The organism is Arsenophonus sp. aPb (assembly GCF_029873475.1).
Lineage (GTDB): Bacteria > Pseudomonadota > Gammaproteobacteria > Enterobacterales > Enterobacteriaceae > Arsenophonus.
The window spans coordinates 35,940-61,412 of record NZ_CP123499.1; the positions used below are offsets into that span (position 1 = coordinate 35,940).

The following is a 25,473-nucleotide window of genomic DNA, read 5'->3' on the forward strand; positions in this document are numbered from 1 at the left end:
AAGGCCACCTAATTAGGGTGGCTTTTCTATATATAAATAATAAATCTATGTTAATGAATAATATATTTTATATTTAAATTATATCTACTTTATCAACCATCTTTGTCAATATTTTTAGAGTTTATTATAAGTAATTGTCTAATCTAACAAGAAATATTGATCGAATCCTTTTCTTCTAATAATTTTTCGACAACACTAGGATCGGCTAAGGTGGATGTATCACCTAGATTATTTATATCGCCAGTGGCAATCTTTCTTAAAATACGTCGCATAATTTTACCTGAGCGAGTTTTTGGTAATGCATCAGTCCAATGAAGAATATCTGGTGTGGCTATTGGCCCAATTTCTTTACGCACCCAATTGCGTACGTCATTATAGAGTTCTGCTGAAGGTTCTTCACCTTGATTTAGTGTGATATAGGCGTAAATTGCTTGCCCTTTAATATTATGAGGAACACCAACGACGGCAGCCTCAGCAATTTTAGGAAAGGCTACAAGTGCAGATTCGATTTCGGCTGTACCTAGACGATGACCAGAAATATTTAAAACATCGTCAACACGACCAGTTATCCAATAATAACCGTCTTCATCGCGGCGAGCACCGTCTCCGCTGAAATACATACCTTTAAATAGTGAAAAATAGGTTTGTTCAAAGCGTTCATGGTCATCATAAATTGTTCTAGCTTGTCCTGGCCATGAATCCATAATAACAAGATTGCCTTCAGCAATACCTTCAAGTAAATGACCTAAATTATCAATAAGCGCGGGCTTAATGCCAAAAAACGGTAACGTGGCTGAGCCAGGTTTAAGTTCAGTTGCTCCCGGTAAGGGTAAAAGCATAAAACCGCCGGTTTCAGTTTGCCACCATGTATCAATAATAGGGCAATGGCTATTACCTATTTTTTTGTAGTACCATTCCCAAGCTTCCGGATTAATAGGTTCACCCACAGAGCCTAAAATTCTTAAAGAATTGCGTTGAGTACCTTCAATAGCTTTATCACCTTCGGCCATCAAAGCACGAATTGCTGTTGGTGCGGTATATAGAATATTTACTTTATGCTTATCAATTATTTGCCCCATGCGATTTATACTTGGATAATTAGGCACACCTTCAAACATTAGCGTAGTGGCGCCGTTGGATAGTGGACCATAAATTAAATAACTATGTCCTGTTACCCAACCTATATCAGCGGTACACCAATAAATTTCTTTCTCTTGATAGTCAAATGCGTATTTGAATGTGAGAGAAACATAAACTAAATAGCCACCAGAGGTGTGTAAGATGCCTTTTGGTTTGCCTGTTGAACCAGATGTATAAAGAATAAATAAAGGATCTTCTGCATTCATTTCTTCAGCCGGGCAGTCAGCGTTGAGTCCTTTAATAATTTCATGCCACCAGTGATCACGTTTTTCCTGCCAATCGATTTGATTACCCGTTCGCCTAAAAACAATAACATTATTAATCGTTTCGACAGTCTGGTTTTTTAACGCTTCATCAACATTTTTTTTCAGTGGTATAGTACGATTTGCTCTTAACCCTTCATCTGCTGTAATGATAAGTTTAGCTTTACTATCAGTAATGCGTCCTGCAATAGCTTCTGGTGAAAAACCAGCAAAGATAACAGAATGAATAGCGCCAATGCGCGTGCATGCTAGCATGGCGATAGCCGATTCAGGTATCATCGGCATATAAATAGCAACAACATCGCCTTTTTTGATACCTAGTTTTTTTAATGCATTGGCAAATAGACAAACATCATGATGAAGTTGGCGGTAAGTTATATGATAAGATTGTGATGGGTCATCGCCTTCCCAAATGATTGCAGTTTGATCACCACGTAATTGCAAATGGCGATCTAGGCAGTTAGTACTTAAATTTAAAGTGCCATCTTCAAACCATTGGATGTTAATGTGTCCCGGATCAAATGAAGTGTTTTTTACTTTGGTATAAGGTTTTATCCAGTCAACAATTTGCCCTTTTTCTCGCCAAAATGTATCAGGATCTTCAATTGATAATTGATAATCTTGTAGATACTGCATTTTATTAACTAAGGTATGTGCGGCAATTTTAGTAGGAATGGGGTACTTGAATGTTGATATCATATTTTTCTTCTCCTCATTTGAGGTAATCATATGCTATATAGCGATTAACTAAGCTTATGAGTAAGGATTTGTTTTTTTTTTGTGTTAGTGATCACGTAAATGTTGGTGCTATATTTTATATTTATTGTTTATTGATTAATTATTCTATTTAAATTTATTAAATTGATGTTTTTTGTCAAAATTTTTATTTGAATGTAATTAATATATGTATAGATAAATAAAAACCTTAAAAAATGTATTGTTTATAATTGTTTTCATTATGATGGCAATCCTTGTAAAATAAGTATTGATTGAAACATTTATTTTATATTTAAGTAACAGGAGTTAATGCAAATGAGCTATACATTACCTTCCCTGCCTTATGAATATGGGGCATTAGAGCCACATTTTGATGAAAGGACAATGAGAATCCATCATACCAAACATCATCAAACATATGTCAACAATACCAATGATGCGTTAAAAGATTTTCCTGAGCTTGCCAAACTTGATATAGATGATTTGATTCAAAACTTAGATAAAGTACCAGCAGATAAACGTACTTTTTTACGTAATAATGCAGGCGGTCATGCCAATCATAGTATGTTTTGGATTGGATTAAAAATTGGTACTGAACTACAGGGTGAGCTGAAATCGGCAATTGAACGTGATTTTGGTAGTGTAGAGAATTTTAAAGAAATTTTTGAAAAAGCGGCAGCAACTCGTTTTGGTTCTGGTTGGGCGTGGTTAGTCTTGAAATCGGATGGAAAATTGGCGGTTGTTTCGACAGCTAATCAAGATAATCCGCTAATGGGTGAGTCTATTTCTGGTGTTTCTGGTTATCCTATTTTAGGGCTTGATGTTTGGGAACATGCTTATTATCTTAAATATGAAAATCGTCGCCCTGAATACATTAAAGCTTTTTGGTCAGTTGTTAACTGGGATGAAGCTGCGAAACGTTTTGCGGAAAAAGCAAAATAACATTGACCTTATCCTGTTTGTTTCTTATCAATGTTAGTGGTGCCAGATTAGTTACTGGCCTACTAATATTTTTGGATAGCTAGTTGAAAATATAACAATAAAAATTACAAGGTACTGTTAATTGTTTATGTAATTAGTTAAAAAAATGATTAGTTTTACTAAATACTGTTTCCTTGTTTAATAAATAAAGATTAATTCTTATTTTATTATTTATTGTTATTAATTTTTTATAAATGATTTATTCTTAGTGTCAATCTCCCTCGTGTTTTACGGGGAGAAGAGAATTATTTTTTTATAGGATTAATAAAACCAATAGCGTCATAAACTTTATTAAGCGTTATTTGAGCGCGAGTTTCTGCTTTGCTAGCACCTTCCGACATAATATCATTCAATAATTTTTCGTTATTACGAAATTCATCAAAACGACTTTGGATATTTATTAACATATCTGAAACAGCTTCAGCAACGGTGTTTTTAAGATCGCCATACATTTTTCCAGCAAATTGTTTTTCTATCTCCGAGCTAGATGTATCTGTGACGCCAGAAAGGATATCTATCAGATTAGAAATACCCGGTTTATTTTCTGAGTCATAATAAACGCGTGGTGGCTCGTCAGAATCAGTAAGGGCACGTTTGATCTTTTTAGCTGCTGATTTAGGGTTTTCTAATAACGTTATGACATTATTGCGATTATCATCTGATTTTGACATCTTTTTTTGCGGTTCTTGTAGAGACATAACCCGCGCTCCTTTTTCCGGAATAAAAGGATCGGGTATAGTAAATATTTCACCATAGAGCGAATTAAAACGTTGAGCGATATCGCGGCTTAATTCTAAATGTTGTTTTTGATCGATACCAACCGGGACTTGGTTTGTCTGGTAAAGTAAAATATCGGCAGCCATCAATACCGGATAATCAAATAATCCAGCATTAATATTTTCAGCATGACGGGTTGATTTGTCTTTAAATTGTGTCATGCGGCTTAATTCACCAAAATAGGTATAACAGTTAAGAGCCCAGCTAAGTTGAGTATGTTGTGGAACATGGGATTGAACAAAAATAATGCTTTTTTTAAAATCGATACCGCAAGCAAGATATAAGGCTAACGTATCAAGCGTACGCTTTCTTAACTCTTTGGGGTCTTGACGGACTGTAATGGCATGCTGATCAACAATACAATAAATACAGTCATAATTATCTTGCATGTGAACCCATTGGCGTAATGCGCCAATATAGTTGCCGATGGTCAACTCCCCTGACGGTTGAGCCCCACTGAATACGATAGGTTTTTTGAAGTTATTAGTCGATTTTATCGGGGGTGTATTCATATTATGATTCCAGAATTGTAAAATGTGGTAGTCCTAACGCAGGAAGCAGATCGGCAAAGTTATCTAATACATAATTTGGTTTACTTAATGCGATAGATTCACCATAGTTATATCCATAAGTTAAACCCACACAAGGACAGCCAGCCGCTTTAGCAGCTAAGATATCATTATGAGAATCGCCGACAAATAATAATTGATTTTTATGTAGGCCAAATTTTCCCATTGTAAGATATAGTGGAGCCGGATGTGGTTTTTTCTTTTTTACGTCATCTCCACCTAATATTAAAGAAAAATAAGAATTAATTGCTAATTTTTTTAATAAAGGGTCAATAAATGGTGTTGGTTTATTGGTGACGATTGCCATTGGAAAGGGTTGTTTGGCTAATTCTGCTAATGTTTCTTTTACTCCAGGAAAAAGCTGACTACCTGTCATTACTGTTGTTGCATAAATTTTATCAAATAATTGACGAGTATTATTTTTAATTTTTGGTGTAATTTTAACATTTGCCCAAGTTAATGCGCGTTCTATCATAATATCAACACCATTACCAACCCAAGTGGAAACAAGTTCTTTACCGGCAGCTGGTAATTGCTGATTAATTAAAGCATGATCTAAGGCATTAGCTAATCCGCCAACACTGTCGACTAATGTTCCATCCAAATCAAATGCGATAGCTTGAATATCGGTTAATTTTTTAAATGTCATTAAATTGCCTCAGCTAACTTTTTACGCATAGCATCAATGACAGTTTTGTAATCTGGTTGATTAAAAATGGCAGAACCTGCGACAAAAGTGTCAGCTCCTGCATTTGCAACATTAATAATATTATTAACATTGACTCCGCCATCAACTTCTAGGCGAATATTATAACCATTACTATCAATCATTTTACGAACTTGACGCAATTTATTTAGGGTTTGTGGAATAAAAGATTGCCCACCAAAACCAGGATTTACCGACATAATTAGGATCATATCTAATTTATCTATCACGTAATCTAAAAAATTTAATGGTGTAGCAGGATTAAAAGCTAAACCAGCTTTACATCCGTTATCTTTAATTAATTGTAACGTGCGATCAATATGCTCACTTGCTTCAGCGTGAAAGGTAATATAGGTTGCACCAGCTTTAGCAAAGTCAGGAATTATTCGATCTACAGGTTTTACCATCAAATGCACATCAATGGGAGCCTTAATACCATAATCTCGCAATGCTTTACATACCATTGGGCCGAAAGTTAAATTTGGGACATAATGGTTATCCATAACGTCAAAATGGACAATATCAGCTCCAGCTTTAATTACTTTCTCAGTATCTTCACCTAAACATGCAAAATTTGCGGATAAAATAGAGGGGGCAATCAGAAAATCTTTCATTATTATCTCCGATTTGTTTTTTTACCTTTTGCGTTTTTTTTATAAGTAGGATTATAGAATGCCAAAAGTTCGTCGACTTTTCTACGAGCAAGGCTGTTACGACTAATTGTTCTACGTACTTTAACAACATTTAGCTTGGCGTGATGATACCATTCTCTAGTTGCTGGTGTATCATGATTTGATATTAATACTGGTATTCCGCGTGTTGATGATAAGTGATAAGCGATCTGAGCTAGATTATATTGTTCTTTGTTGCCAAAACTATTTGTATGATATGCGGTAAAATTAGCCGTATCTGAAAGAGGTGTATAGGGTGGATCGCAGTAAACAACAGCACTTTTGTTTACTGATAGCAATGTTTCTTGATAGGTTTGGCAGACAAAAATAGCTTTTTGCGCTTTTTCAGCAAACCAATAGAGTTCATCTTCGGGAAAATACGGTTTTTTATAACGCCCAAATGGAACGTTAAATTCCCCTTTCGAATTATAGCGACAAAGACCATTGTAGCAATGACGATTAAGATATAAAAATAGTTCACTACGACGCAGAGAATTATTACATAGGTTAAACTCAGTTCGTAAACGGTAGTATTGCTCTGGTGTATTAAATTCAGGGTTAAAAAGCTTACGTGAATGCTGTACAAATGTATCAGCATGATATTTTACAGTATTATATAAATTGATAAGATCATTATTAATGTCAGCTAGGATGTAAGCATTATAGTTGGTATTCAAAAATACTGAACCTGCCCCGACAAATGGCTCTACCAGACAATCACCTTCTGGTAGATATTTTTTAATTTCTTCTACCAGAAGATATTTACCGCCAGCCCATTTTAAAAAAGCGCGTTTTTTCTTCATGCCGCCAAATTTTATCTAAATGTTCCAGAGTTTTTGGTATATCTCTGTTTAGGACAGCATATTTGCGCCTAATGATTCTTTATTTTTGATCTTGCTTCACTTGCTGAAATTTTCTAACCCAGGGTTTTTTTTCCTGGACAGAAGTGGGCAAAGTTGAAATTGCATTTTTTGCTTCACTGATTGAGCGGTAATTACCATGGATAAGAACATACCATGGTTGTCCATTACGTACGGTCTTATAGATTTTATAATTAGTTAAGCGATTTTTTTTAGCAAATGCTTCTAGGGAGTCAGAACGGCTTGCGCTACTTAATTGTAGGGTGTAATTACTCGCTGGGGACGATAATAAATCACTACTATGGTTCGTATTTGTTCGAACTATGGGTTTTGTTTTTGTTTCGGGATTAGTTTTAATTGGTTCCACGATCTTAGGGGGGGTAGTCGAGGGAAGTATTGTTGCAGAAGGTGTTGATACTGGATTTTCAACCAGTTGTTGCTTTGTAGTCGGCAATGTTTGGCCCTGCCGTAAAGCATCAACAACGTCACCAGGAATTTCAATACGTTTACCTTGCCCTTGATTGGCTGGAGGCAAGGATCCTTCAGTCGGTGTATCACTAATTGAAGGCATGGTTACGTTTTGTGGTTGGCTTTGTTCTTGCGATAAAGGAGACTCATTTGACAGTGATGTTGATTTTGAAATATCGATGTTACGTTCAGTATTTGTTATAGAGGCATGTTCTTTCTCATGATCAGTTGGTGCTTTGAGTGCTGAGCTAATCGCGATAATGAGTAATAATAGAACCAAAACAGCGATACCTATCATGACATGTTGCCGAGAGGCTAGGTGGTGTTTAGATCCTTGCTGACGTGAACGTAATACAGGCCTATCTGAAGTATCTGGCCGGAAGTTACTCTGATCTTGAGGATCTCTTTCTGGTTTAAACTCGTCCATTTCCCCTCCCTTTAAGGTGAATGACCTCATATCATGGATAAAGATGATTTTTAATACAGTTTAATTCTAAAATACGGATATTTATTATAGTGTCACTATGGCTATCTTGCTATCTCAATCACGGTTTAATCTGTATGTAGGCATTGTTTAATTGCTTTTAAAACAACCTCATGGCTTATATTATTGTATAACTGTGCATTGCCAATAGATTTAGGTAGTACCAGATTAAGTTGATTATTAACTATTTTTTTATCTCTCATCATGTGGGGTAAATAAGCTTCAGCAGCCATTTTTGCTGGTCCTTGGGTAGGGAGATTTGCTTGCTTCAGTAAATTTAGAATGCGATGAGTATTATTATTATCAAATTGGCCAATTAACTCTGCAGTTTTTGCAGCCATCACAATACCTACAGCAACTGCCTCACCATGTAGCCAGGAACCATAGCCTAATTCTGTTTCAATCGCATGACCAAAGGTATGTCCTAAGTTCAATAATGCACGTTGTCCATTGGTTTCTTTTTCATCTAAAGCAATGATTTTTGCTTTCAATTCACAACAATGTCGGATGCAATAACATATTGTTTTTTCGTCAAATTCAAATAGTTTGCTAATGTTTTTTTCTAACCAACAAAAGAAATCATAATCTAGAATAATGCCATATTTAATAATTTCTGCTAAGCCAGAAGAGAATTGACGTACAGGTAATGTTTTTAGACTATCTAAATCAATAATAACCGATATTGGTTGATAGAAAGCACCAATCATATTTTTACCTAACGGATGATTGACAGCTGTTTTTCCTCCAACAGATGAGTCAATTTGAGATAGAAGTGAGGTTGGTGCTTGGATAAAACGAACGCCTCTTTGGTAGCAGGCGGCAGCAAATCCTGTCAAGTCACCAATAACTCCGCCCCCAAGGGCAATAAGTGTGGTACTTCGAGGATGATTTTTTTCCAATAAAGCAGTGAAGATCGTATCAAGAATAGCTAATGTTTTGTATTGTTCTCCATCAGGTAGAATGATCTCATCAACGTTGACGCCCATTTTTGTAAGAGTAGATTTTACTCTTCTAGAATAAAGGGTATGTAGCGTTTTGTTCGTTACAATCATCGCGTATTCGCCACTTTTAAGCGGCAAAAATGCGTCAGGTGAGTTAAGTAAACCAAAGGCAATGCTAATAGGGTAACTCCGTTCACCAAGTGTAACTGTCAATTTTTCCATATTGATTTTACCTTTATGGCATGGTCAATCAGTCATTCATATTGATTTATTGAAGTTAAATATTTTCCAATAATCCAATGATTTGGTTAGCCACTACTTTTGCACTTTGATCGTCGGTATGAATAGTAATGTCTGCGATTTCTTCATAAAGCGGATTACGTTCATGAGCGAGTTTTTCTAAAACTTCACGAGCAGGCTGATCTACTTGCAATAAAGGTCTTTTTTTATCGCGTTGAGTTCGTGCCATTTGTTTTTCAATCGTTGTTTCAAGATAAACGACTACTCCACGAGCAGACAGACGGTTGCGTGTTTCTTTTGATTTTACCGATCCTCCTCCTGTTGCTAGGACAATTCCCTGTTTTTCTGTAAGCTCATTGATAATTTTTTCTTCACGTTCCCGAAAACCTTCTTCGCCTTCCAAATCAAATACCCAACTCACATCAGCACCTGTACGTCGTTCAATTTCTTGATCGGAATCAAAAAACTCCATACTAAGTTGCTGCGCTAGCTGGCGACCAATAGTACTTTTTCCGGCGCCCATAGGCCCAACCAGAAAGATATTACGTTTCTCTGCCATGTTTTTGGTATTACTAAGATTATTCGTTAATGATAACCCGCCCCGCCAATCAAATTAGCAACGGGACCTATAATTGAAACCTCATGAGTATTGACATCTTTTCTTGCATATAAAAGCAAAAAAATCCCAAATACATTCAGTTTTTTCTGAATTATATCGGAAGGGCCTGTTTTTGGAACATAATTGATAGCAGTATTTCTTCACAGGTTTAAAATCCCAAATGTCGCGTAATACGTAATATACAGTATTACGAAGCTCAAGTATTCGTCTTTAAGTTTGTTTGCGCACTAAGTTTAACATCAATCAATTTGAAAACCACGCCGATATCTATACGGAATGCGTATTATTTGCTGCCAATTATGAATGATATTAAATTGGATATAAAAATTATCGCAATAGATTAGCTAAAAATGCAACTCTAATCGAACATATAAAGGTTTTATCATCGAGTGTACGCATTTAAATTGTTTATTTCGCTAAATAACTAACCTTGTAAGCTAAATCTTTCTTATCGTCAAATTTATAATCCATTATTCACAATAATCGGATGATTTTTGCTCTTTTTAGTGCTGTTTAGTATGAAGTTATATTATAAAAAATAATTATTGCTTACTATATTTTATTAAATATTAATTAATTTAGGTGTTATAAATATGACTAATTCTCTATGGTAAGTTTGTTTTCCATTTTTGGTGAATAACTGGCCAAATAAGGGAATGTCTGCTAGGTAAGGAATTTTTTGTTGTTGATTGTTTTTTTTCTGTTGAAAAATTCCACCTAGAATAAGTGTTTCTCCATGATTAATCGTAACTTGTGTTGATATTTCTTGTTTATTGATTGCAATATGTTGGTAAGTATTTGCTAGCAAACTAGTATTGGGGGTATTTTGACTAATTTTTAGCGATAGACGAACTTTACCTCCTCGCAAAATGGTAGGCGTGACTTCCATGCCTAATATTGCTTCTTTAAATTTTATCTGACTTCTATTGTTACTTTGAATGACATAAGGAATTTCAGTGCCTTGTTTAATGCTGGCAGATTGGTTATGAGAGGCCATTAATCTGGGGCTAGCAATGATAGATAGCTGATTTTCTTGTTCTAAAGCACTTAATTCCAGTGACAATAAGTGACTTTTAATTTTGGCAATATTAAAAGCGATATGCGGAATTGAAGATGGTGCTGGTTGATGAATATTTAGCCGGCTGATCCCGACGTGGTTCATTTTATCGGTACTGAGTTCCCAAAATATACCTAGTTCATATAAAGCCTCTCGACTTGTATTAATAATATAGGCTGTGATTTGTACTTGTTGTTGCGGTATATCAATTTTTTTTAACCAGGATTGAAGACGTTCAATGTGTCTCTGAGTATCTTCAAAAATTAAGTTATTGGTTTGTTTATCGGCAAAAACTTTTCCTTTTTTTGAAAGTAAGGGTGGATTATTTTGTGAAAGTTGAGATGCTAGTAATTCTGCTTCGGCATATTGCAGGGGATAACTTAGATAATGTATATCACTCTTTTCTTCAGGTATTGGTAGTGTATGAGTAACATTTTTTTCAATAATTTCTTCTCTTTTTGGCGGCGTAAATGGTTCTCTGGCGGCTATAGCGTTAACACTAAATAATGTTATTAATACTAGAATTAATATTAAATTAAGTAAATTCATTATGTTAGGCTTTTTGTTAGGGATGAAAGAATGAACTCACAATATAAATTATTTTTCTTTGGGGTTATTTTTAGCTGATGAATAAGAAGTAGTGGATGTGTTTTTTGTAAGCTTTCGATAAAAGCGATTAATTGATAGTAGCTTGCTAAAATTGTGAAATAGTAATCTACACGATTATTTTGGTTTTGTTGTTGCCAATGAATGAGTTTTTCACCTGAAGTCGGTAGCGGAAATTTGAATTGCGCAGAAACCAGAGGATCAGTCTGTATTGAAGTAAGTAAGTCTTTTATTTGTTGTTTTTTTTTGTTTATCAGAGTTTTTAATTTGCTTTTTGTTATGTTTTGTATGAGTTGTGTTTTTAATATATTGATATGCTGTCTGTTGTTTTTCCGTTGTTGATTCAATTCATCAATAATGAAAGAATTTTTTGACCAATAAAAAATAAAGAAAAAGAGAAAAATTAAAAAAAGCGTTAACCATTGTGGGATAAGTTGTTTCCATAATGGCCTATAAAACCATTCATATACTTTATTTTTTATCATGTTGTTTCTCCGTACGTAGCCACTTTGCATTTAATGTAGTTTTTTGAATATTTTGTGAGGTTAGTTGTATTGTTTGTAATTGGATTTGAGTTACTAACTTTTGCTCGCTTAATTGGCGCATGAACTGTAAAATTTCATGATAATCATGGCTATTTGCTTTAATTATTAATTCATCTCTTTGGCTTGAAAGCGCTTCTAACCAACTACCTGTTGGCAGAATATTCGGAATTTGTTGTAGTAAATAAAGCTGTTGTTTGTTGTGGTTAGCGATTTGAATTAACGTATTAAATTTTTCAGTCAATTGATTAAGTTGCTGTCGCTGTTGCTCAATGTTAACAAGCTGTTGTTCAATGGCAGCAATTTCTATATTTTCATTATCAAGTAAATATTGTTGATGAAGGTATTGCTGTTTATGCCTATCAATTATAAAAAACAGAATTAATATCAAACTTGAAATTTGTATAAAAAAGAGAGATAACCATACATAATAGCGTTGTTTAAGGCGTTTTTTCTGCCATGGCAGAAAATTAACTTGATACATCATTTATCTCCCTCGCGAAGTGCTAAACCTGCAGCAATCGCAAAATTATGAAAATCTTTTGGTAACTTGATAGAGTAATATTGAAAAGAATCTAACAGAGACCAAGTAGAAAAATGATGATGCTTTATATCGTTACCGAGGTAAAAAATAGTTTTAGGTTGTTGTTGAATTTCTTTAGGTAGTAATGATACCAGTTTTTCTATAGAGTCTACTTCAGTTATCTCAAGTGGTTGATAGTGTATTGATTGATATAAAGGACCAGCACATATCCACTCTTGTTGTCGCCGATAAATAAGCCAGGTGTTATCAGGAATAGAGGCTTTATGTGCTAAGTAACGAAGTGCATTAGGAGATATATCGATGACAGAAAGTGAAAAACCTACTTCATGTAATAATTCAGACCAAAAAACAATATCACTACGTCTAGTAGCACAAAGATATATTTGCTTTTGATAAATACGATAATCCAAAATAAGTTCACGGATGTCCATAGGAAATAGTGTTTCAGCTTTACTGTGGACGAGCCACCCAAGTTCTGGTTCAGTTAGTGTTATTTTTTCGGGTAAAAGAAAGTGAGATTTTAGGATTTGTAATGTGGATAAAGAGAATCTTGCATCACAATTATTAGGTAGTTTTTTGCACCATTGTTGCAGGATATTTTTTAACGTGGTTATACGAATATTTTGGGTTTCAGTATCTTGGGTTTTAGTGATTGGTAAAGAATGTTGCCAACATTCGCGAAGTTGCCAGCCATGTCTGTGTTGAGTAGCCGCCACAAGTTGAATTTTATTATGATGTATATCAAGGCCAATCTGCCATTTTTGTAAAAACATAGACGATTTCCCTATTGTTAATGTATAAAATTCCATATTCAAGGTAATTTCAAACATTTATACTAAGTATTCATTGTTTATAAACCACCCAATAAATTGTAAATGGGAATTTCAGGTGAAGATCGTAAAGTTTTTTCTTTTTTTTATAGTTTGTTGTCTTGTTTTGGGGGCTGGATCTATTTTTGGTTTGTACAAATATGTCGAATCAGAACTGCCTGATGTAGCAACATTAAAAGATGTTCGATTGCAAGTACCTATGCAGGTGTTAAGTGCAGAAGGTGAGTTAATCGCGCAATTTGGAGAGAAACGTCGTCTTCCATTGTCATTAAAGGAAATTCCCCCACTAATGATAAAAGCTTTTGTTGCGACGGAAGATAGCCGATATTATGAGCATCATGGTATTGATCCTATAGGAGTTTTTCGCGCTGTTTCGGTTATAGCTGCTTCCGGTCGTGCTTCGCAAGGGGCTAGTACAATAACGCAACAGTTAGCCAGAAATTTTTTCCTAAGCCGAGAAAAAACATTGATGCGTAAAGCTAAAGAGATGTTTTTAGCTGTCCGGATTGAGCAATTATTGTCAAAAGATGAAATTCTGGAACTTTATTTAAATAAGATTTATTTAGGAAATCGCGCTTATGGTGTAGGTGCAGCTGCTTATGTTTATTTTGGTAAGTCTGTAAATGAATTAAGCTTAAGTGAAATTGCGATGATTGCAGGTTTACCAAAAGCACCTTCTACTTTTAATCCCCTTTATTCCTATGAACGAGCGATAAATCGTCGCAATATCGTATTATTACGGATGTTAGAAGAGGGGTATATTACTCAACAGCAATATAATGAAGCAAAGCGTGAAAAAATTATAGCCACTTATCACGCACCAAAAATTTCGTTTTCAGCGCCCTATGTGGCAGAAATGGTTAGGCAAGAGCTCTATAAACGCTATGGTGAGAATGCCTATACCGATGGTTATAAAGTCTATACTACCATCTTCAGTAAAGATCAGATAGCAGCAGAGAATGCTTTGCGTAATAACTTAATTAATTATGATATTCGTCATGGTTATCGAGGAGCAGAAAAAACTCTTTGGACGCAGCAACAAACGCCTTGGACACATGAACAAATTAGTGAAAAACTGAAAAAAACACCTACTTATGGGCCATTAATTCCCGCCGTAGTTATTGCGACAAATAGAAATAAAGCTGAAGTTATAATGTCAAATGGTGTTTCTGTTGAGTTGGCAATCAATGGTGTTTCTTGGGCACGTAAATATATTTCTGATGAGCGACAAGGTGTAACACCTAAAACGGTTAACGAAGTTGTTAAAGTGGGAGAATTAATTCGTATAAGACAGGTTAAAGATAGTTGGTGGTTAGCGCAAATACCGGAAGCAAATTCGGCTTTTATTGCTCTCAATCCAATCGATGGCGCTATTGTTGCGTTGGTTGGCGGGTTTGATTTTGAGTTAAGTAAATTTAATCGAGTAACCCAGTCGTTACGTCAAGTAGGTTCCAATATTAAACCTTTTCTTTATACCGCAGCATTAGATAAAGGATTAACGTTAGCTTCCTTATTAAATGATATGCCTATTACTCGTTGGGATGCTGGAGCTGATTCAGATTGGCGACCTAAAAACTCTCCCGCCAAATATGCAGGCCCAATCAGTTTGCGGCAAGGATTAGGCCAGTCGAAAAATGTTGTGATGGTACGAGCTATGCGTGCTATGGGGGTTGATTATGCGGCGGATTATTTAAAACGGTTTGGCTTTCCTGAAGAAAATATTAATCGAACCGAGTCATTGGCATTAGGAGCTCCGTCATTTACGCCTATGCAAATAGTTCGAGGTTATGCCGTTATGTCTAATGGTGGTTACCTTATCGATCCTTATTTCATTAGTCGAGTTGAAGGGCTACAAGGTCAAATTGTGTTTGAAGCTAAACCCAAAATCGCTTGTCCTAACTGTAAAGATATAGCTGTTATTTATAATGATGTACCAAAAATTGAAGAAATAAATGCAGAATCTATTGAGAATATAGTTAAATCTACAACGCCTATGAAGGGTCTTGAACATAGAGTAGATATTAATAGTGAAACACCAATAACCGTTCAACAAGAAAAATATGCTCCACATGTTATTAGTACACCTCTGGCTTTTTTGATTAGTAATGCAATGATGACGAATATTTATGGAGAGCCAGGTTGGATGGGGACAGGCTGGCTTGCGAGAGATTTTAAGCGTAAAGATATTGGCGGAAAGACAGGAACGACTAATAGTTCTAAAGATGCCTGGTTTTCTGGCTATGGCCCTGATGTCGTTGCTACAGCTTGGATAGGCTTTGATGATAATAAACGCAGTTTAGGGCGTACTATTACAGGTGGTGAAGCAGGTGCAAAAAGCGCTCAACCTATCTGGAATGATTATATGAAAGTTGTTCTTGATGGAGTTGTTGAAAATAAAATACAACCTCCTGATGGAATTATTTCTATTACTATTGATAACAAAACAGGTAAATTAGCAACAAATAATTCAGTAAGTAAAAGTTTGGAATATTTTATTGAAGGAACTGAACCTAAAAAAGCAGCTATTCGAGAGGTAGGTACAATCGTTATTTCTGAAGATGGAAATAGTCAGGAACTTTTTTAACAGTAATAATATTCTTTAATTTTTGTCTTTGAAATTAGGGTTATTAGATAGACCCTATTTCATTTTACAATATTAGGACTTAATTGAGGTTAGCGAATATTTTTGAGATAACGCTGAGCATAAAATAATGCGCTAATATTTCTTGCTTCGTTAAAATCTTTAACATCGAGTAGTTGCATCATATTGTCTATTGGCCAACGAATTTGTTCTAGTGGTTCGGGTTCATCGCCTTCCAGTTTTTCCTCATAAAGATTTTGTGCAATGAATATATTCATTTTACTGGAAAAATAGGCCGGTGATATTGTTAGTTTTGCTAGTAATTCAATATGTTTTGCGCCATAACCAATTTCCTCTTTTAATTCTCTTATAGCAGCTTGTATGGCACTTTCCCCTTTATCAATTGCTCCTTTAGGAAATCCTAATTCATACTCTTCAATCCCAACAGCATATTCACGTATTAAAATTAGTTCGTTATTAATGATAGGAACAATCAGTACGGCTTCATTTATTGTCGGCTGCATTCGTTCATAAAGACGTTTAACGCCATTACTAAATTCAAGATCAACAGATTGGATACGAAAAAGTCTAGATTCAGCAATATTTTTTATATTCAGTATTTTGGGTTTTTTCATTTGTTTCATATACTGTGTCCCGGACAAATTTTGTTGAATAGATTATAACTTTTTATATTAAAGGCAAGGATAGGCTTTTGATTTTTTGCTGAAATCAATTGTCATTCAATCTATCTATTTAGTGATAATATATCAATAAATTTAATCAGAGTTGATTATTATAATAAGGGTGTTTTAGTAATATTTTTATTAAATTATTTATTAATTGAACTACTATGTTGTTAAAATAAATAATGTTAAATCGTAACTCATTGTTATTAATATTAAAAACAGAAAACTAGAATAGGAATTACCTTATTTAGAGCTAAGGAAAGGGTTGTTATTCTGCACAGGCATTATTCGTTACATCGGGGAAGAAATGAGCTTACCTTTTGTTATATTGGTTATTTTAATTATTTGCTTGTTTATATTAATTTTCTTTTTGTTTATGAAAGGAAAAAAAGGTAATGATGTAGATAGATTACCTTTCTTAATACATGCTAATTATCGCAAAATTACATCTGATGAATATCAGATAATTTGTGACTATCTTAAATATACCAATTCTGAACAAATCTTAATAAAGACAAAAGAGGCGACAATAAGAAAGTTATTTGATTTCCCTAAAAGAAATGCTTGGGTTTCTACGGGCTGTAATGCAATAACACGTTTTTCTTTAATCAACGAGCAAGATAATTTATGGCGCTATTTTATTGATTCTAAAGAAGTTCATTTACCCCGACAATTAGAACCTTACTTAACAACGCAGAATGTTATGGATGTTGTTGATACGGATACCTTACCACTTGTTATATCAGTAAATAATCATTTTTTGGCTGATTTTAAGCAAGATTTTAAACAATTTCATTTTGCTAGAGAAATAACATTTCCACCAGTTAATGCTTTAATTCAAGAAAGTGGTCAACAACTGGTAAAATTTATTAAGGTCAGAAAAGAGACGTTGGAAGAGTATAAGCTTAATCGATCGTTTAGTTTATGGGGCAGTGGTGTTATTTGTGTTGGGCTAATTGTTTGTGCACTTTCGTTATTTGTTATTGCTATTTTTTTTCCTTGGTTAATGTTGTTTGGTGGACTTACTTTTTTTGTTGGAGTATATCTTCTTTATCGACCATATATTTTTCGTAAGAGATATCAACAGGATATTCGTTGTGTAGTAGGTAAACCTAAACGATTGGGTTTATTCGGCGAATTTGATAAAGGTAAAAAACATAATATTTCATTGGCTGGAATCGATCTTATTTATCCATCTCATTGGGAGCCATTCCTGGAATATGAGATTAATCAAGCTATTAATATTGACATGTATGCAAACGGTTACGTTGTTCGTCAAGGACGTTATCTATCTTTACATGAGGAGGCTCGTCGTTACCCATATAAAAGATATGGCAAAAATTTAATGTTGATGATAACTAGTTTTTTCCTCATGTTACTTCTTCATTTTTATGAACCGGTGCAGTTACCAGCTAGGTTAATTTTTCATTGGCTTAATGGAGAAAATTATCGACATACAACAAATTATACCGAATTGGAAGTGATGCCGTTACAGATTGGTGATTATATTGCAGTTAAAGGTGTGGGTATGTGCTATGTACCCATTGATCTTATAGAGAAAGGGAATCGGTTTGATTTTCTCCCTTTTGATTGTTCCGGTATTTATTGGAATAATATAAGCCCCTCCCCTATACCTGAATCTGATATAGTTGAAAAAGTCTTTTCGCTTTCTACAACAGTTAAACAGCAGCTTTATTTTAATAATCTGGATCATAAAGTTAATCAGCAACTTAGACGCGAGATTATGAAATCTGGCATGAATTTGCTTGATAATTTTGCTGATATTATTTTAAAAACAAATTCATTATGCCCACTTAATAATGAGTGTTTTCGTTTAAAGAGCGCTTTAGTTAATTTAAGTGATACCTATGAATGGTCGGTACTTGTTGCTCGAGCTAAAAATGGAAAATTAGCAGGTACAAATGTGATATTGCGGCCAGGGGGAGCAGAAACCTTGGAAAAACTGGTTAATGAAACGACCTCCTTTTATATTAATAGAGAAATAGAAAAAGCAGCAGCATTATTGAATTCACCGCCACCTAGAGGTGTATTACTTATTAGTGAAGAAGGAAAACAGTTTGTCGATTTAGTTTCATTTCACACTCCTGTTATTGATTCTTATACTCCATTACAAAAATGGCAAGAGCTGCAAAAATTGTCAGATATTTTGATGCATACTCCTTTTGAAGCAGAAGGTATTATTACTAAATTATTTGTCGATGCAAAAGGTACGCGTCATATTATTTTACATAGTAAACCTAGTTCTATGTTACTTTTACGCTATATTAGTGCTTTTCTATTAAACTTGGTTTTAATGGCAACTTTTATATTGAATCTTATTCTGGTTATTACACGTAAACGTATAAATAAATGGCGATTAAAAAGTATTCGACAATATTATGAGCATTGTTTCAATATCGTTTCTTCCTCTGACCAGCAAAAAAATATTTAACGTAATGAATAGAATATGAAAATACAGTCAGATATGGATTTGATTATCCGTTTAGATAAATGGTTATGGGCTGCACGTTTTTATAAAACTCGCGCAATTGCTCGTAAAATGATTGAAGGTGGCAAAGTTCACTATAACGGGCAGCGAAGTAAACCGAGTAAAGTCGTTGAAAAGCATGCCATTATAAAATTAAGACAAGGTAATGATGAGCTAACTATAAAAGTATTGGCCATTAGCGATCAACGACGGGGCGCATCTGAAGCTAGAGCGTTATACCGTGAAACACAAGACAGTATTGTAAATAGAGAAAAATTGGCATTAGTGCGGAAGACCAACTCATTAACAATGCCAAATCCAGAACGTCGTCCTGATAAGAAAGAACGACGTAACCTAATTAAATTTAAGCATACAAATTTAAGTGAGTCATTTTGATGACTAACTTTAGCAATGAGAGAAAATATGTCTAAACATGACCAGTTACACCGTTTTTTGTTTGAAGATGATGCTGTTCGTGGTGAACTAGTTTCAGTTAATGAGACTTATAGAAAGATACTTCATCAACACAATTATCCGCCAGCAGTTAATTTATTATTGGGTGAATTGTTAGTTGCCACCAGTTTATTAACGGCAACTTTAAAATTTGATGGTGATATTACCATACAAATTCAAGGTGATGGCCCTGTAAAAATGGTGGTAATAAACGGAAATAATCATCAACAAATGAGAGGTGTTGCTCGTGTCGAGGGTTCAGTTACTAATCAATTATCATTAAAACAGATGGTTGGTCAAGGCTATATGGTGATCACGATTACACCAACAAATGGTGAGCGTTATCAAGGCGTTGTTGCATTAGAAAGTAGTACAATAGCAGAATGTTTGGATGATTATTTTAAACAATCAGAACAGTTGCAGACACGTTTATTTATTCATTCAGGTGAGATAAATGGCCAGCCTGCTGCCGGTGGAATATTATTGCAGGTATTGCCCTCTGCAAGTAGTGAAAGTCAGCATAAATTTGATCATCTAGTACAGTTAACCGCTACGATTAAGGGTGAGGAGCTATATACCTTAGAAACAAAGGAAATTCTTCATCGCCTTTATCATGAAGAAGATGTGACTTTATATGATCCACAGCCAGTCGCCTTTCATTGCAACTGTTCAAAAGAGCGTTGTGAAAATATTTTGCTATCTCTGCCTGATGAAGATATTGAGCATATATTACATGAACAGGGTGAAATTGATATTGAATGTGAATTTTGTGGGGCTGATTATCTGTTTAATAAACAAGATATAGAGGAATTGAAGCGAATTAAAAAACAACAGATTCATTGAGTCATCCGTGCTTATTTTATGTCGTAATAAAGGATATAAACACATTTTTTTACTGTAGCGTTGATCGTGCTCTAGATCGCATTTCTAGTTGAGAAAATAGTTTAGATGAAATTTATTGATTTTTATCGCTGTTAATTTCGAGTAAAAATTTATGATAGGTCCTAATTAAGGTTAAAATTCATTTAGGAGCATAAATTAATGAGTGCAAAAAAAAACATTACTCCAGAAGAGATGGCTAGGTATGGTATTCATCAAGTTACTGAAATCGTTTATAACCCAGGATATGAACAATTATTTGCAGAAGAAACAAAACCTTCTTTAAAAGGCTATGAACGCGGTATTGAAACTAACCTAGGCGCAGTGGCGGTTGATACCGGTATTTTTACCGGTAGATCACCTAAAGATAAATATATCGTTCGTGATAACGTCTCTATGAATACCGTTTGGTGGGCGGATCAAGGTAAAGGAAAAAATGATAATAAACCGATGACCGAAGCGGTTTGGAAATCATTAAAAGATTTGGTGACTAACCAATTGTCAGGTAAGCGTTTATTTATTATTGATGCTTTTTGCGGGGCGAATGCAGATACCCGTTTGAAGGTGCGCTTTATTACCGAAGTGGCTTGGCAGGCACATTTTGTCAAAAATATGTTTATTCGCCCTACTGAACAAGAATTGATTGATTTTCAACCAGATTTTGTTGTCATGAATGGTGCAAAATGTACTAATCCCAACTGGCAGGCTCAGGGCCTAAACTCAGAAAATTTTGTGGCGTTTAATTTGACTGAGCGTATGCAACTGATTGGCGGTACTTGGTATGGCGGTGAAATGAAGAAAGGATTGTTTTCTGTCATGAATTACTTGCTGCCATTAAAAGGCATTGCTTCGATGCATTGTTCAGCCAATGTTGGTGAAAAAGGTGATGTGGCTATCTTCTTTGGTTTGTCTGGTACAGGAAAAACAACCCTTTCTACCGATCCCAAGCGTAAATTAATTGGTGATGATGAGCACGGATGGGATGATGATGGTGTATTTAATTTTGAAGGTGGTTGTTATGCTAAGACAATAAATTTGTCTGAAGCGGCAGAACCTGATATTTATCATGCGATCAAACGTGATGCATTATTAGAAAATGTCACTGTTTTGACTGATGGTACTGTTGATTTCAATGATGGAACAAAAACAGAAAACACGCGAGTTTCTTATCCTATTTACCATATTAATAATATTGTTAAACCAATTTCTAAAGCAGGCCATGCGACGAAAGTTATTTTTCTGACAGCCGATGCTTTTGGTGTTTTGCCACCGGTATCTTGTTTGACGCCTGAACAGACTGAATACCACTTTTTGTCAGGTTTTACCGCTAAATTAGCGGGTACCGAACGCGGGATCACTGAACCAACACCCACTTTTTCAGCCTGTTTTGGGGCTGCTTTTCTGACATTACATCCTACTCAATATGCTGAAGTATTAGGTAAGCGTATGAAAGCCGCTGGTGCAAAAGCGTACCTGGTTAATACCGGTTGGAACGGAACCGGTAAACGTATTTCGATTAAAGATACTCGTGCAATTATTGATGCAATCTTAAATGGGGATATAGATAAAGCAGAAACTATAAATTTACCTGTTTTTAATTTAGCTATACCTACCAATTTGCCGGGAGTCGATAATAATATTTTAGATCCGCGTCATACTTATGCAGATAACAGCCAATGGGAAGTTAAAACTAAAGATTTAGCTACGCGATTTATTAATAATTTTGAGAAATATACTGATACCCAAGTTGGTGCTGCACTTGTGAAAGCAGGTCCTAAATTGTAATTTTTGATTAAAGGTTACTAATAATAAAATAAAAAGTGCATAGAATATAATTAAAGCTATGCACTTTTTATTTAATTGTGAATATGTGTTGCGGTATTAATGAATTGAAATCGGATGGCGAAAATTTTTTTTAAAGTTGTTTCTATGGCTTGCTGTTCTGTTATATCCGATAGTATATAAGTCAAAAAGCGGAGTTTATTAAAACATTTCGCTTTATAATGAAATCTTTATTAAGTACCCGCGATGATAAAATTGATTGGAAAATATTAAAAATAGAAAAGTGCTAAAAAAGTGCCAGCGCTAGGCTGGCATAAGTAAACACTGGAAGCAATGTGAGCAATGTCGTCCTTTCATATGATCCAAGAAAGGTTCATCTGAAAGTGTTTTAATGATAATAGTTATCACTATCATTTGTAAAGTGATTTTTTTAATATAAATGTAAAAAAATTATTTTCCATGCTAATTTATTGATAATAATCATATATTTTTATGATGATTTAAATTACAAACTTAAAACAATAATTTTATAGTTAGACAATAAATGAAAAATAGCGAGATCACTTTAGCTGACAATATCAATAATATTACTATAATAAAAGCGTTAGGATTTTGTCAGGTGTTGGGCGCATGCCCAAGCTGAACTCCATGCCCATTGAAAGTTATATCCCCCTAACCAACCAGTAACATCAACAACTTCACCAATAAAGTAGAGTCCGGTTACTTTTTCTGATTCCATTGTTTTTGATGAAATGCTACTCGTATCAACACCACCAAGAGTGACTTCTGCGGTACGGTAGCCTTCTGTACTATTTGGCTGTATCTGCCAGTTGTGTAACCCTTCTGCAATGGTGTTTATCTGACTTTTATTAAGTTGTTTTAACGAGTTATCTGGAATTTTTTTTAATATTTGTAGTGTCTCGATAAAGCGTTTAGGTAGATATTTTGCTAATAGGTTTTTTAACGATAGATTAGGATTAATGGTTTTTTCATGAGTTAAGTAGTTGATAAGATTAATATTGGGAAATAAATTAATACTTATATGCTCTCCTGGCTGCCAGTAACTTGAAATTTGCAAAATGGCTGGGCCTGATAATCCTCTATGCGTAAACAGAAGATTTTCTTGGAATGTCATTGCATTTTGTGAACTAACTTTTACTGAAATTGCAATACCAGAAAGTAATTGTAAAACGTCAAGCAGTGTCTTATGTAATGTGAAAGGCACTAAAGCTGCTCTTGTGGGGTGGATGTTATGTCCAAATTGCTCGGCTATACGATAACCAAAAGGAGTAGCCCCTAATTTAGGCATTGAAAGGCCACCGCTAGCAACAATTAATGCGTTTGAACTAATAACTTTTTCATTAACATAGACTAAAAATTTGTTATCTATTTTTTTTATCTCAGTTATTTTGCTTTGAAAACGTAAACTAACGCCAGCGGCTTTGCATTCAGTTAATAGTAAATCGACGATATCTTGTGCGCTATTGTCACAAAAAAGTTGACCTAATGTTTTTTCATGATAAGGGATATGACGTTTTTGTACTAATGCAATAAAATCCCATTGAGTGAAACGAGCGAGGGCTGATTTACAAAAATGAGGATTAGTAGATATATAAGCAGTAGGATCAATATAAAGGTTGGTGAAGTTGCATCGCCCGCCACCAGACATTAAAATTTTTCTACCCGCTTTTTTGCCATTATCCAGGACCAGTACTTTTAAACCTTTTTGACCCACATTGGCTGCACAAAATAGACCAGCCGCTCCTGCACCTATAATGATTACGTCAAATTTTTCCACAAAATTTCTCTTTTATCTGAAAAGATATTTATTAATAATACAAATAGCGCGTTTTTTATTAAATAGGGTAAAATATTTATTACGCTTTAAATTTGAGTAGACAAATGTCAGTAAGTGCTAAAAATCTACTTATCTTTTACTTTAGTAACTTAATGAAAGTAAAGAATATTTTTGTTTTATTTGTTTTTTTTGTCAATTAAAGTCAAAAAAGATGTAGATTTTGCTTCCACCGCTAACGATTGTCACTGATAATGCATTGAGTTCATATTCAACAAATTGGCTTAAGGTTTATGCTACATTTATTTACTGGTTTGGATTTCTACACCGGTCTGTTATTAATACTAGCGCTATTATTTGTGCTATTTTACGAAGCAATTAATGGTTTCCATGATACCGCAAATGCAGTAGCAACGGTTATTTATACTCGAGCAATGCGAGCTCAATTTGCGGTTGTTATGGCGGGTGTTTTTAACTTTTTTGGCGTTATTTTAGGTGGCTTAAGTGTTGCTTATGCCATTGTGCATTTGTTGCCAACAGATCTTCTCTTGAATGTAAGTTCTGCTCATGGTCTAGCAATGGTTTTTTCTATGCTATTGGCGGCTATTATTTGGAATTTGGGTACCTGGTATTTGGGATTACCGGCTTCGAGTTCACATACATTAATAGGTGCTATTATTGGTGTTGGTTTAACTAATGCCTTAGTGACCGACTCCTCTATAGTGGATGCATTAAACATCCCAAAAGTCATTGAAATTTTTCTTTCTCTAATTCTTTCTCCTGCGATTGGTTTTGTTATAGCAGGATTGCTGATTTTCTTTTTACGCCGTTATTGGAGTGGTACGAAAAAACGTCGTCGTATTCATTTAACACCGGCTGAGCGAGAGAAGAAAGATGGTAAAAGAAAACCGCCTTTCTGGACACGTACTTCATTGATTTTATCTGCGGTTGGCGTCAGTTTTTCTCATGGCGCTAATGATGGTCAGAAGGGTATTGGTCTTATTATGCTGGTATTAATCGGCGTGGCGCCAGCTGGGTTTGTGCTTAATATGAATGCTAGTGGTTATGATATAACTCGTACCCATGACGCAATAGTGCATTTACAACATTATTATGAAGAGCATCAGTCAGCAGTAAAACATATTGTTAATAAGTCACAACACGAGTCGGAATTGGAAATTTTAGATGAGAAATTCCATTGTGATAATTCACGTCCTATTAATGTGTTAAAACAGACATCACTGATGTTGACGGATATTCAAAGTTATTCAGCGCTTAAGCCTGAGCAACGTAGTCAAATGCGCCGATTATTAATGTGTTTATCTGATACGGCATTAGATGTAGCTAAACTACCTGAAACGTCCTCTTCCGATGCACGTTTTCTGCGTAACTTGAGTAACGATTTACTTAATACAGTAGAGTATGCACCACTGTGGATTATTATTGCCGTTGCTTTGGCGCTTTCTGTCGGTACCATGATTGGTTGGCAACGTGTTGCTATAACGATCGGTGAAAAAATAGGTAAAAAAGGTATGACTTATGCACAAGGGGTTTCTGCACAAGTGACTGCTGCAGTTTCTATTGGTGTTGCAAGTTATACTGGTATGCCTGTATCAACAACTCAGGTTCTATCTTCCGCTGTAGCAGGTACAATGGTTGTTGATGGTGGTGGTGTACAAGCTAAGACAATTAAAAATATATTACTGGCTTGGTTCTTTACATTGCCTATTTCTATTATACTTTCTGGTCTGTTTTATTGGCTATCATTAAAACTAATATAGACTCGTGAGCCAA

General features: G+C 34.8%; 21 protein-coding genes. 7 read left to right on the top strand and 14 right to left on the bottom strand.

Annotation, left to right across the window (positions count from 1 at the left end):
* Positions 1-143: 143 nt before the first annotated feature.
* A complete protein-coding gene (gene acs, locus QE177_RS00155) occupies positions 144-2,102 on the bottom strand; it encodes an acetate--CoA ligase (protein ID WP_280550750.1) in 1,959 nt (652 codons plus the stop codon).
* Positions 2,103-2,435: 333 nt separating this feature from the next.
* Here acs and sodA point away from each other — a divergent pair, with 333 nt between their 5' ends.
* A complete protein-coding gene (gene sodA, locus QE177_RS00160; RefSeq protein WP_280550752.1) occupies positions 2,436-3,062 on the top strand; it encodes a superoxide dismutase [Mn] in 627 nt (208 codons plus the stop codon).
* Between the two features lie 284 nt (positions 3,063-3,346).
* Here sodA and trpS read toward each other — a convergent pair whose 3' ends face one another.
* From trpS to pilM, 11 genes are all read right to left on the bottom strand, one after another.
* Positions 3,347-4,390, bottom strand: coding sequence for a tryptophan--tRNA ligase (gene trpS / locus QE177_RS00165; RefSeq protein WP_280550754.1), 1,044 nt, complete (start codon positions 4,388-4,390; stop codon positions 3,347-3,349).
* 1 nt (position 4,391) lies between these two features.
* Entirely contained in the window at positions 4,392-5,096 is a 705-nt protein-coding gene (locus tag QE177_RS00170) for a phosphoglycolate phosphatase (RefSeq protein WP_280550756.1), read from the bottom strand.
* On the bottom strand, positions 5,096-5,767 hold the full coding sequence (rpe, locus tag QE177_RS00175; RefSeq protein WP_280550757.1) for a ribulose-phosphate 3-epimerase: 672 nt from the start codon (positions 5,765-5,767) through the stop codon (positions 5,096-5,098). The genes QE177_RS00170 and rpe overlap by 1 nt, the downstream gene beginning before the upstream one ends.
* 2 nt (positions 5,768-5,769) lie before the next feature.
* On the bottom strand, positions 5,770-6,627 hold the full coding sequence (gene dam, locus QE177_RS00180) for an adenine-specific DNA-methyltransferase (RefSeq protein WP_280550759.1): 858 nt from the start codon (positions 6,625-6,627) through the stop codon (positions 5,770-5,772).
* Between the two features lie 79 nt (positions 6,628-6,706).
* On the bottom strand, positions 6,707-7,579 hold the full coding sequence (locus QE177_RS00185; RefSeq protein ID WP_280550761.1) for an SPOR domain-containing protein: 873 nt from the start codon (positions 7,577-7,579) through the stop codon (positions 6,707-6,709).
* A gap of 125 nt (positions 7,580-7,704) precedes the next feature.
* Entirely contained in the window at positions 7,705-8,799 is a 1,095-nt protein-coding gene (gene aroB, locus QE177_RS00190) for a 3-dehydroquinate synthase (protein ID WP_280550763.1), read from the bottom strand.
* Positions 8,800-8,854: 55 nt separating this feature from the next.
* The gene (gene aroK, locus QE177_RS00195; protein ID WP_280550764.1) at positions 8,855-9,376 is read right to left on the bottom strand and encodes a shikimate kinase AroK; all 522 of its coding nucleotides are present in this window, start codon (positions 9,374-9,376) and stop codon (positions 8,855-8,857) included.
* Positions 9,377-9,998: 622 nt separating this feature from the next.
* Positions 9,999-11,042, bottom strand: a complete 1,044-nt coding sequence (locus tag QE177_RS00200) for a secretin N-terminal domain-containing protein (protein ID WP_280550765.1) — start codon at positions 11,040-11,042, stop codon at positions 9,999-10,001.
* A complete protein-coding gene (locus QE177_RS00205) occupies positions 11,042-11,584 on the bottom strand; it encodes a hypothetical protein (protein WP_280550767.1) in 543 nt (180 codons plus the stop codon). Before QE177_RS00205 ends, QE177_RS00200 begins: the two co-directional genes overlap by 1 nt.
* Positions 11,571-12,128 (bottom strand): PilN domain-containing protein, encoded by a 558-nt coding sequence (locus tag QE177_RS00210; protein ID WP_280550768.1) that lies wholly within the window; start codon positions 12,126-12,128, stop codon positions 11,571-11,573. The genes QE177_RS00205 and QE177_RS00210 overlap by 14 nt, the downstream gene beginning before the upstream one ends.
* Positions 12,125-12,958 carry a pilus assembly protein PilM gene (gene pilM, locus QE177_RS00215; RefSeq protein ID WP_280550770.1) on the bottom strand — a complete coding sequence of 278 codons (834 nt, stop codon included), beginning with the start codon at positions 12,956-12,958 and terminating at the stop codon, positions 12,125-12,127. Before pilM ends, QE177_RS00210 begins: the two co-directional genes overlap by 4 nt.
* Before the next feature lie 115 nt (positions 12,959-13,073).
* Here pilM and mrcA point away from each other — a divergent pair, with 115 nt between their 5' ends.
* A complete protein-coding gene (gene mrcA, locus QE177_RS00220; protein ID WP_280550772.1) occupies positions 13,074-15,599 on the top strand; it encodes a peptidoglycan glycosyltransferase/peptidoglycan DD-transpeptidase MrcA in 2,526 nt (841 codons plus the stop codon).
* Positions 15,600-15,688: 89 nt separating this feature from the next.
* Here the strand turns inward: mrcA and nudE are convergent, their stop codons facing one another.
* Positions 15,689-16,240 (bottom strand): ADP compounds hydrolase NudE, encoded by a 552-nt coding sequence (nudE, locus tag QE177_RS00225; RefSeq protein WP_280550773.1) that lies wholly within the window; start codon positions 16,238-16,240, stop codon positions 15,689-15,691.
* 349 nt (positions 16,241-16,589) lie between these two features.
* Here nudE and QE177_RS00230 point away from each other — a divergent pair, with 349 nt between their 5' ends.
* The 4 genes from QE177_RS00230 to pckA all read left to right on the top strand — a co-directional run bounded on the left by QE177_RS00230 (position 16,590) and on the right by pckA (position 21,887).
* Entirely contained in the window at positions 16,590-18,734 is a 2,145-nt protein-coding gene (locus QE177_RS00230; protein ID WP_280550775.1) for an IgaA/UmoB family intracellular growth attenuator, read from the top strand.
* A gap of 15 nt (positions 18,735-18,749) precedes the next feature.
* Positions 18,750-19,166, top strand: coding sequence for a ribosome-associated heat shock protein Hsp15 (hslR, locus tag QE177_RS00235; protein ID WP_280550777.1), 417 nt, complete (start codon positions 18,750-18,752; stop codon positions 19,164-19,166).
* A 27-nt stretch (positions 19,167-19,193) separates the two neighbouring features.
* Complete coding sequence (hslO, locus tag QE177_RS00240; protein ID WP_280550779.1) at positions 19,194-20,066, top strand: Hsp33 family molecular chaperone HslO; 873 nt, start codon at positions 19,194-19,196, stop codon at positions 20,064-20,066.
* A gap of 198 nt (positions 20,067-20,264) precedes the next feature.
* Complete coding sequence (gene pckA, locus QE177_RS00245; RefSeq protein WP_280550780.1) at positions 20,265-21,887, top strand: phosphoenolpyruvate carboxykinase (ATP); 1,623 nt, start codon at positions 20,265-20,267, stop codon at positions 21,885-21,887.
* A 601-nt stretch (positions 21,888-22,488) separates the two neighbouring features.
* On the opposite strand, the gene QE177_RS00250 is transcribed toward pckA, so the two are convergent.
* Complete coding sequence (locus QE177_RS00250; RefSeq protein ID WP_280550781.1) at positions 22,489-23,682, bottom strand: NAD(P)/FAD-dependent oxidoreductase; 1,194 nt, start codon at positions 23,680-23,682, stop codon at positions 22,489-22,491.
* A 290-nt stretch (positions 23,683-23,972) separates the two neighbouring features.
* Between QE177_RS00250 and pitA the strand changes: the two genes are divergently transcribed.
* Positions 23,973-25,460 (top strand): inorganic phosphate transporter PitA, encoded by a 1,488-nt coding sequence (gene pitA / locus QE177_RS00255; RefSeq protein WP_280550782.1) that lies wholly within the window; start codon positions 23,973-23,975, stop codon positions 25,458-25,460.
* Positions 25,461-25,473: the final 13 nt, after the last annotated feature.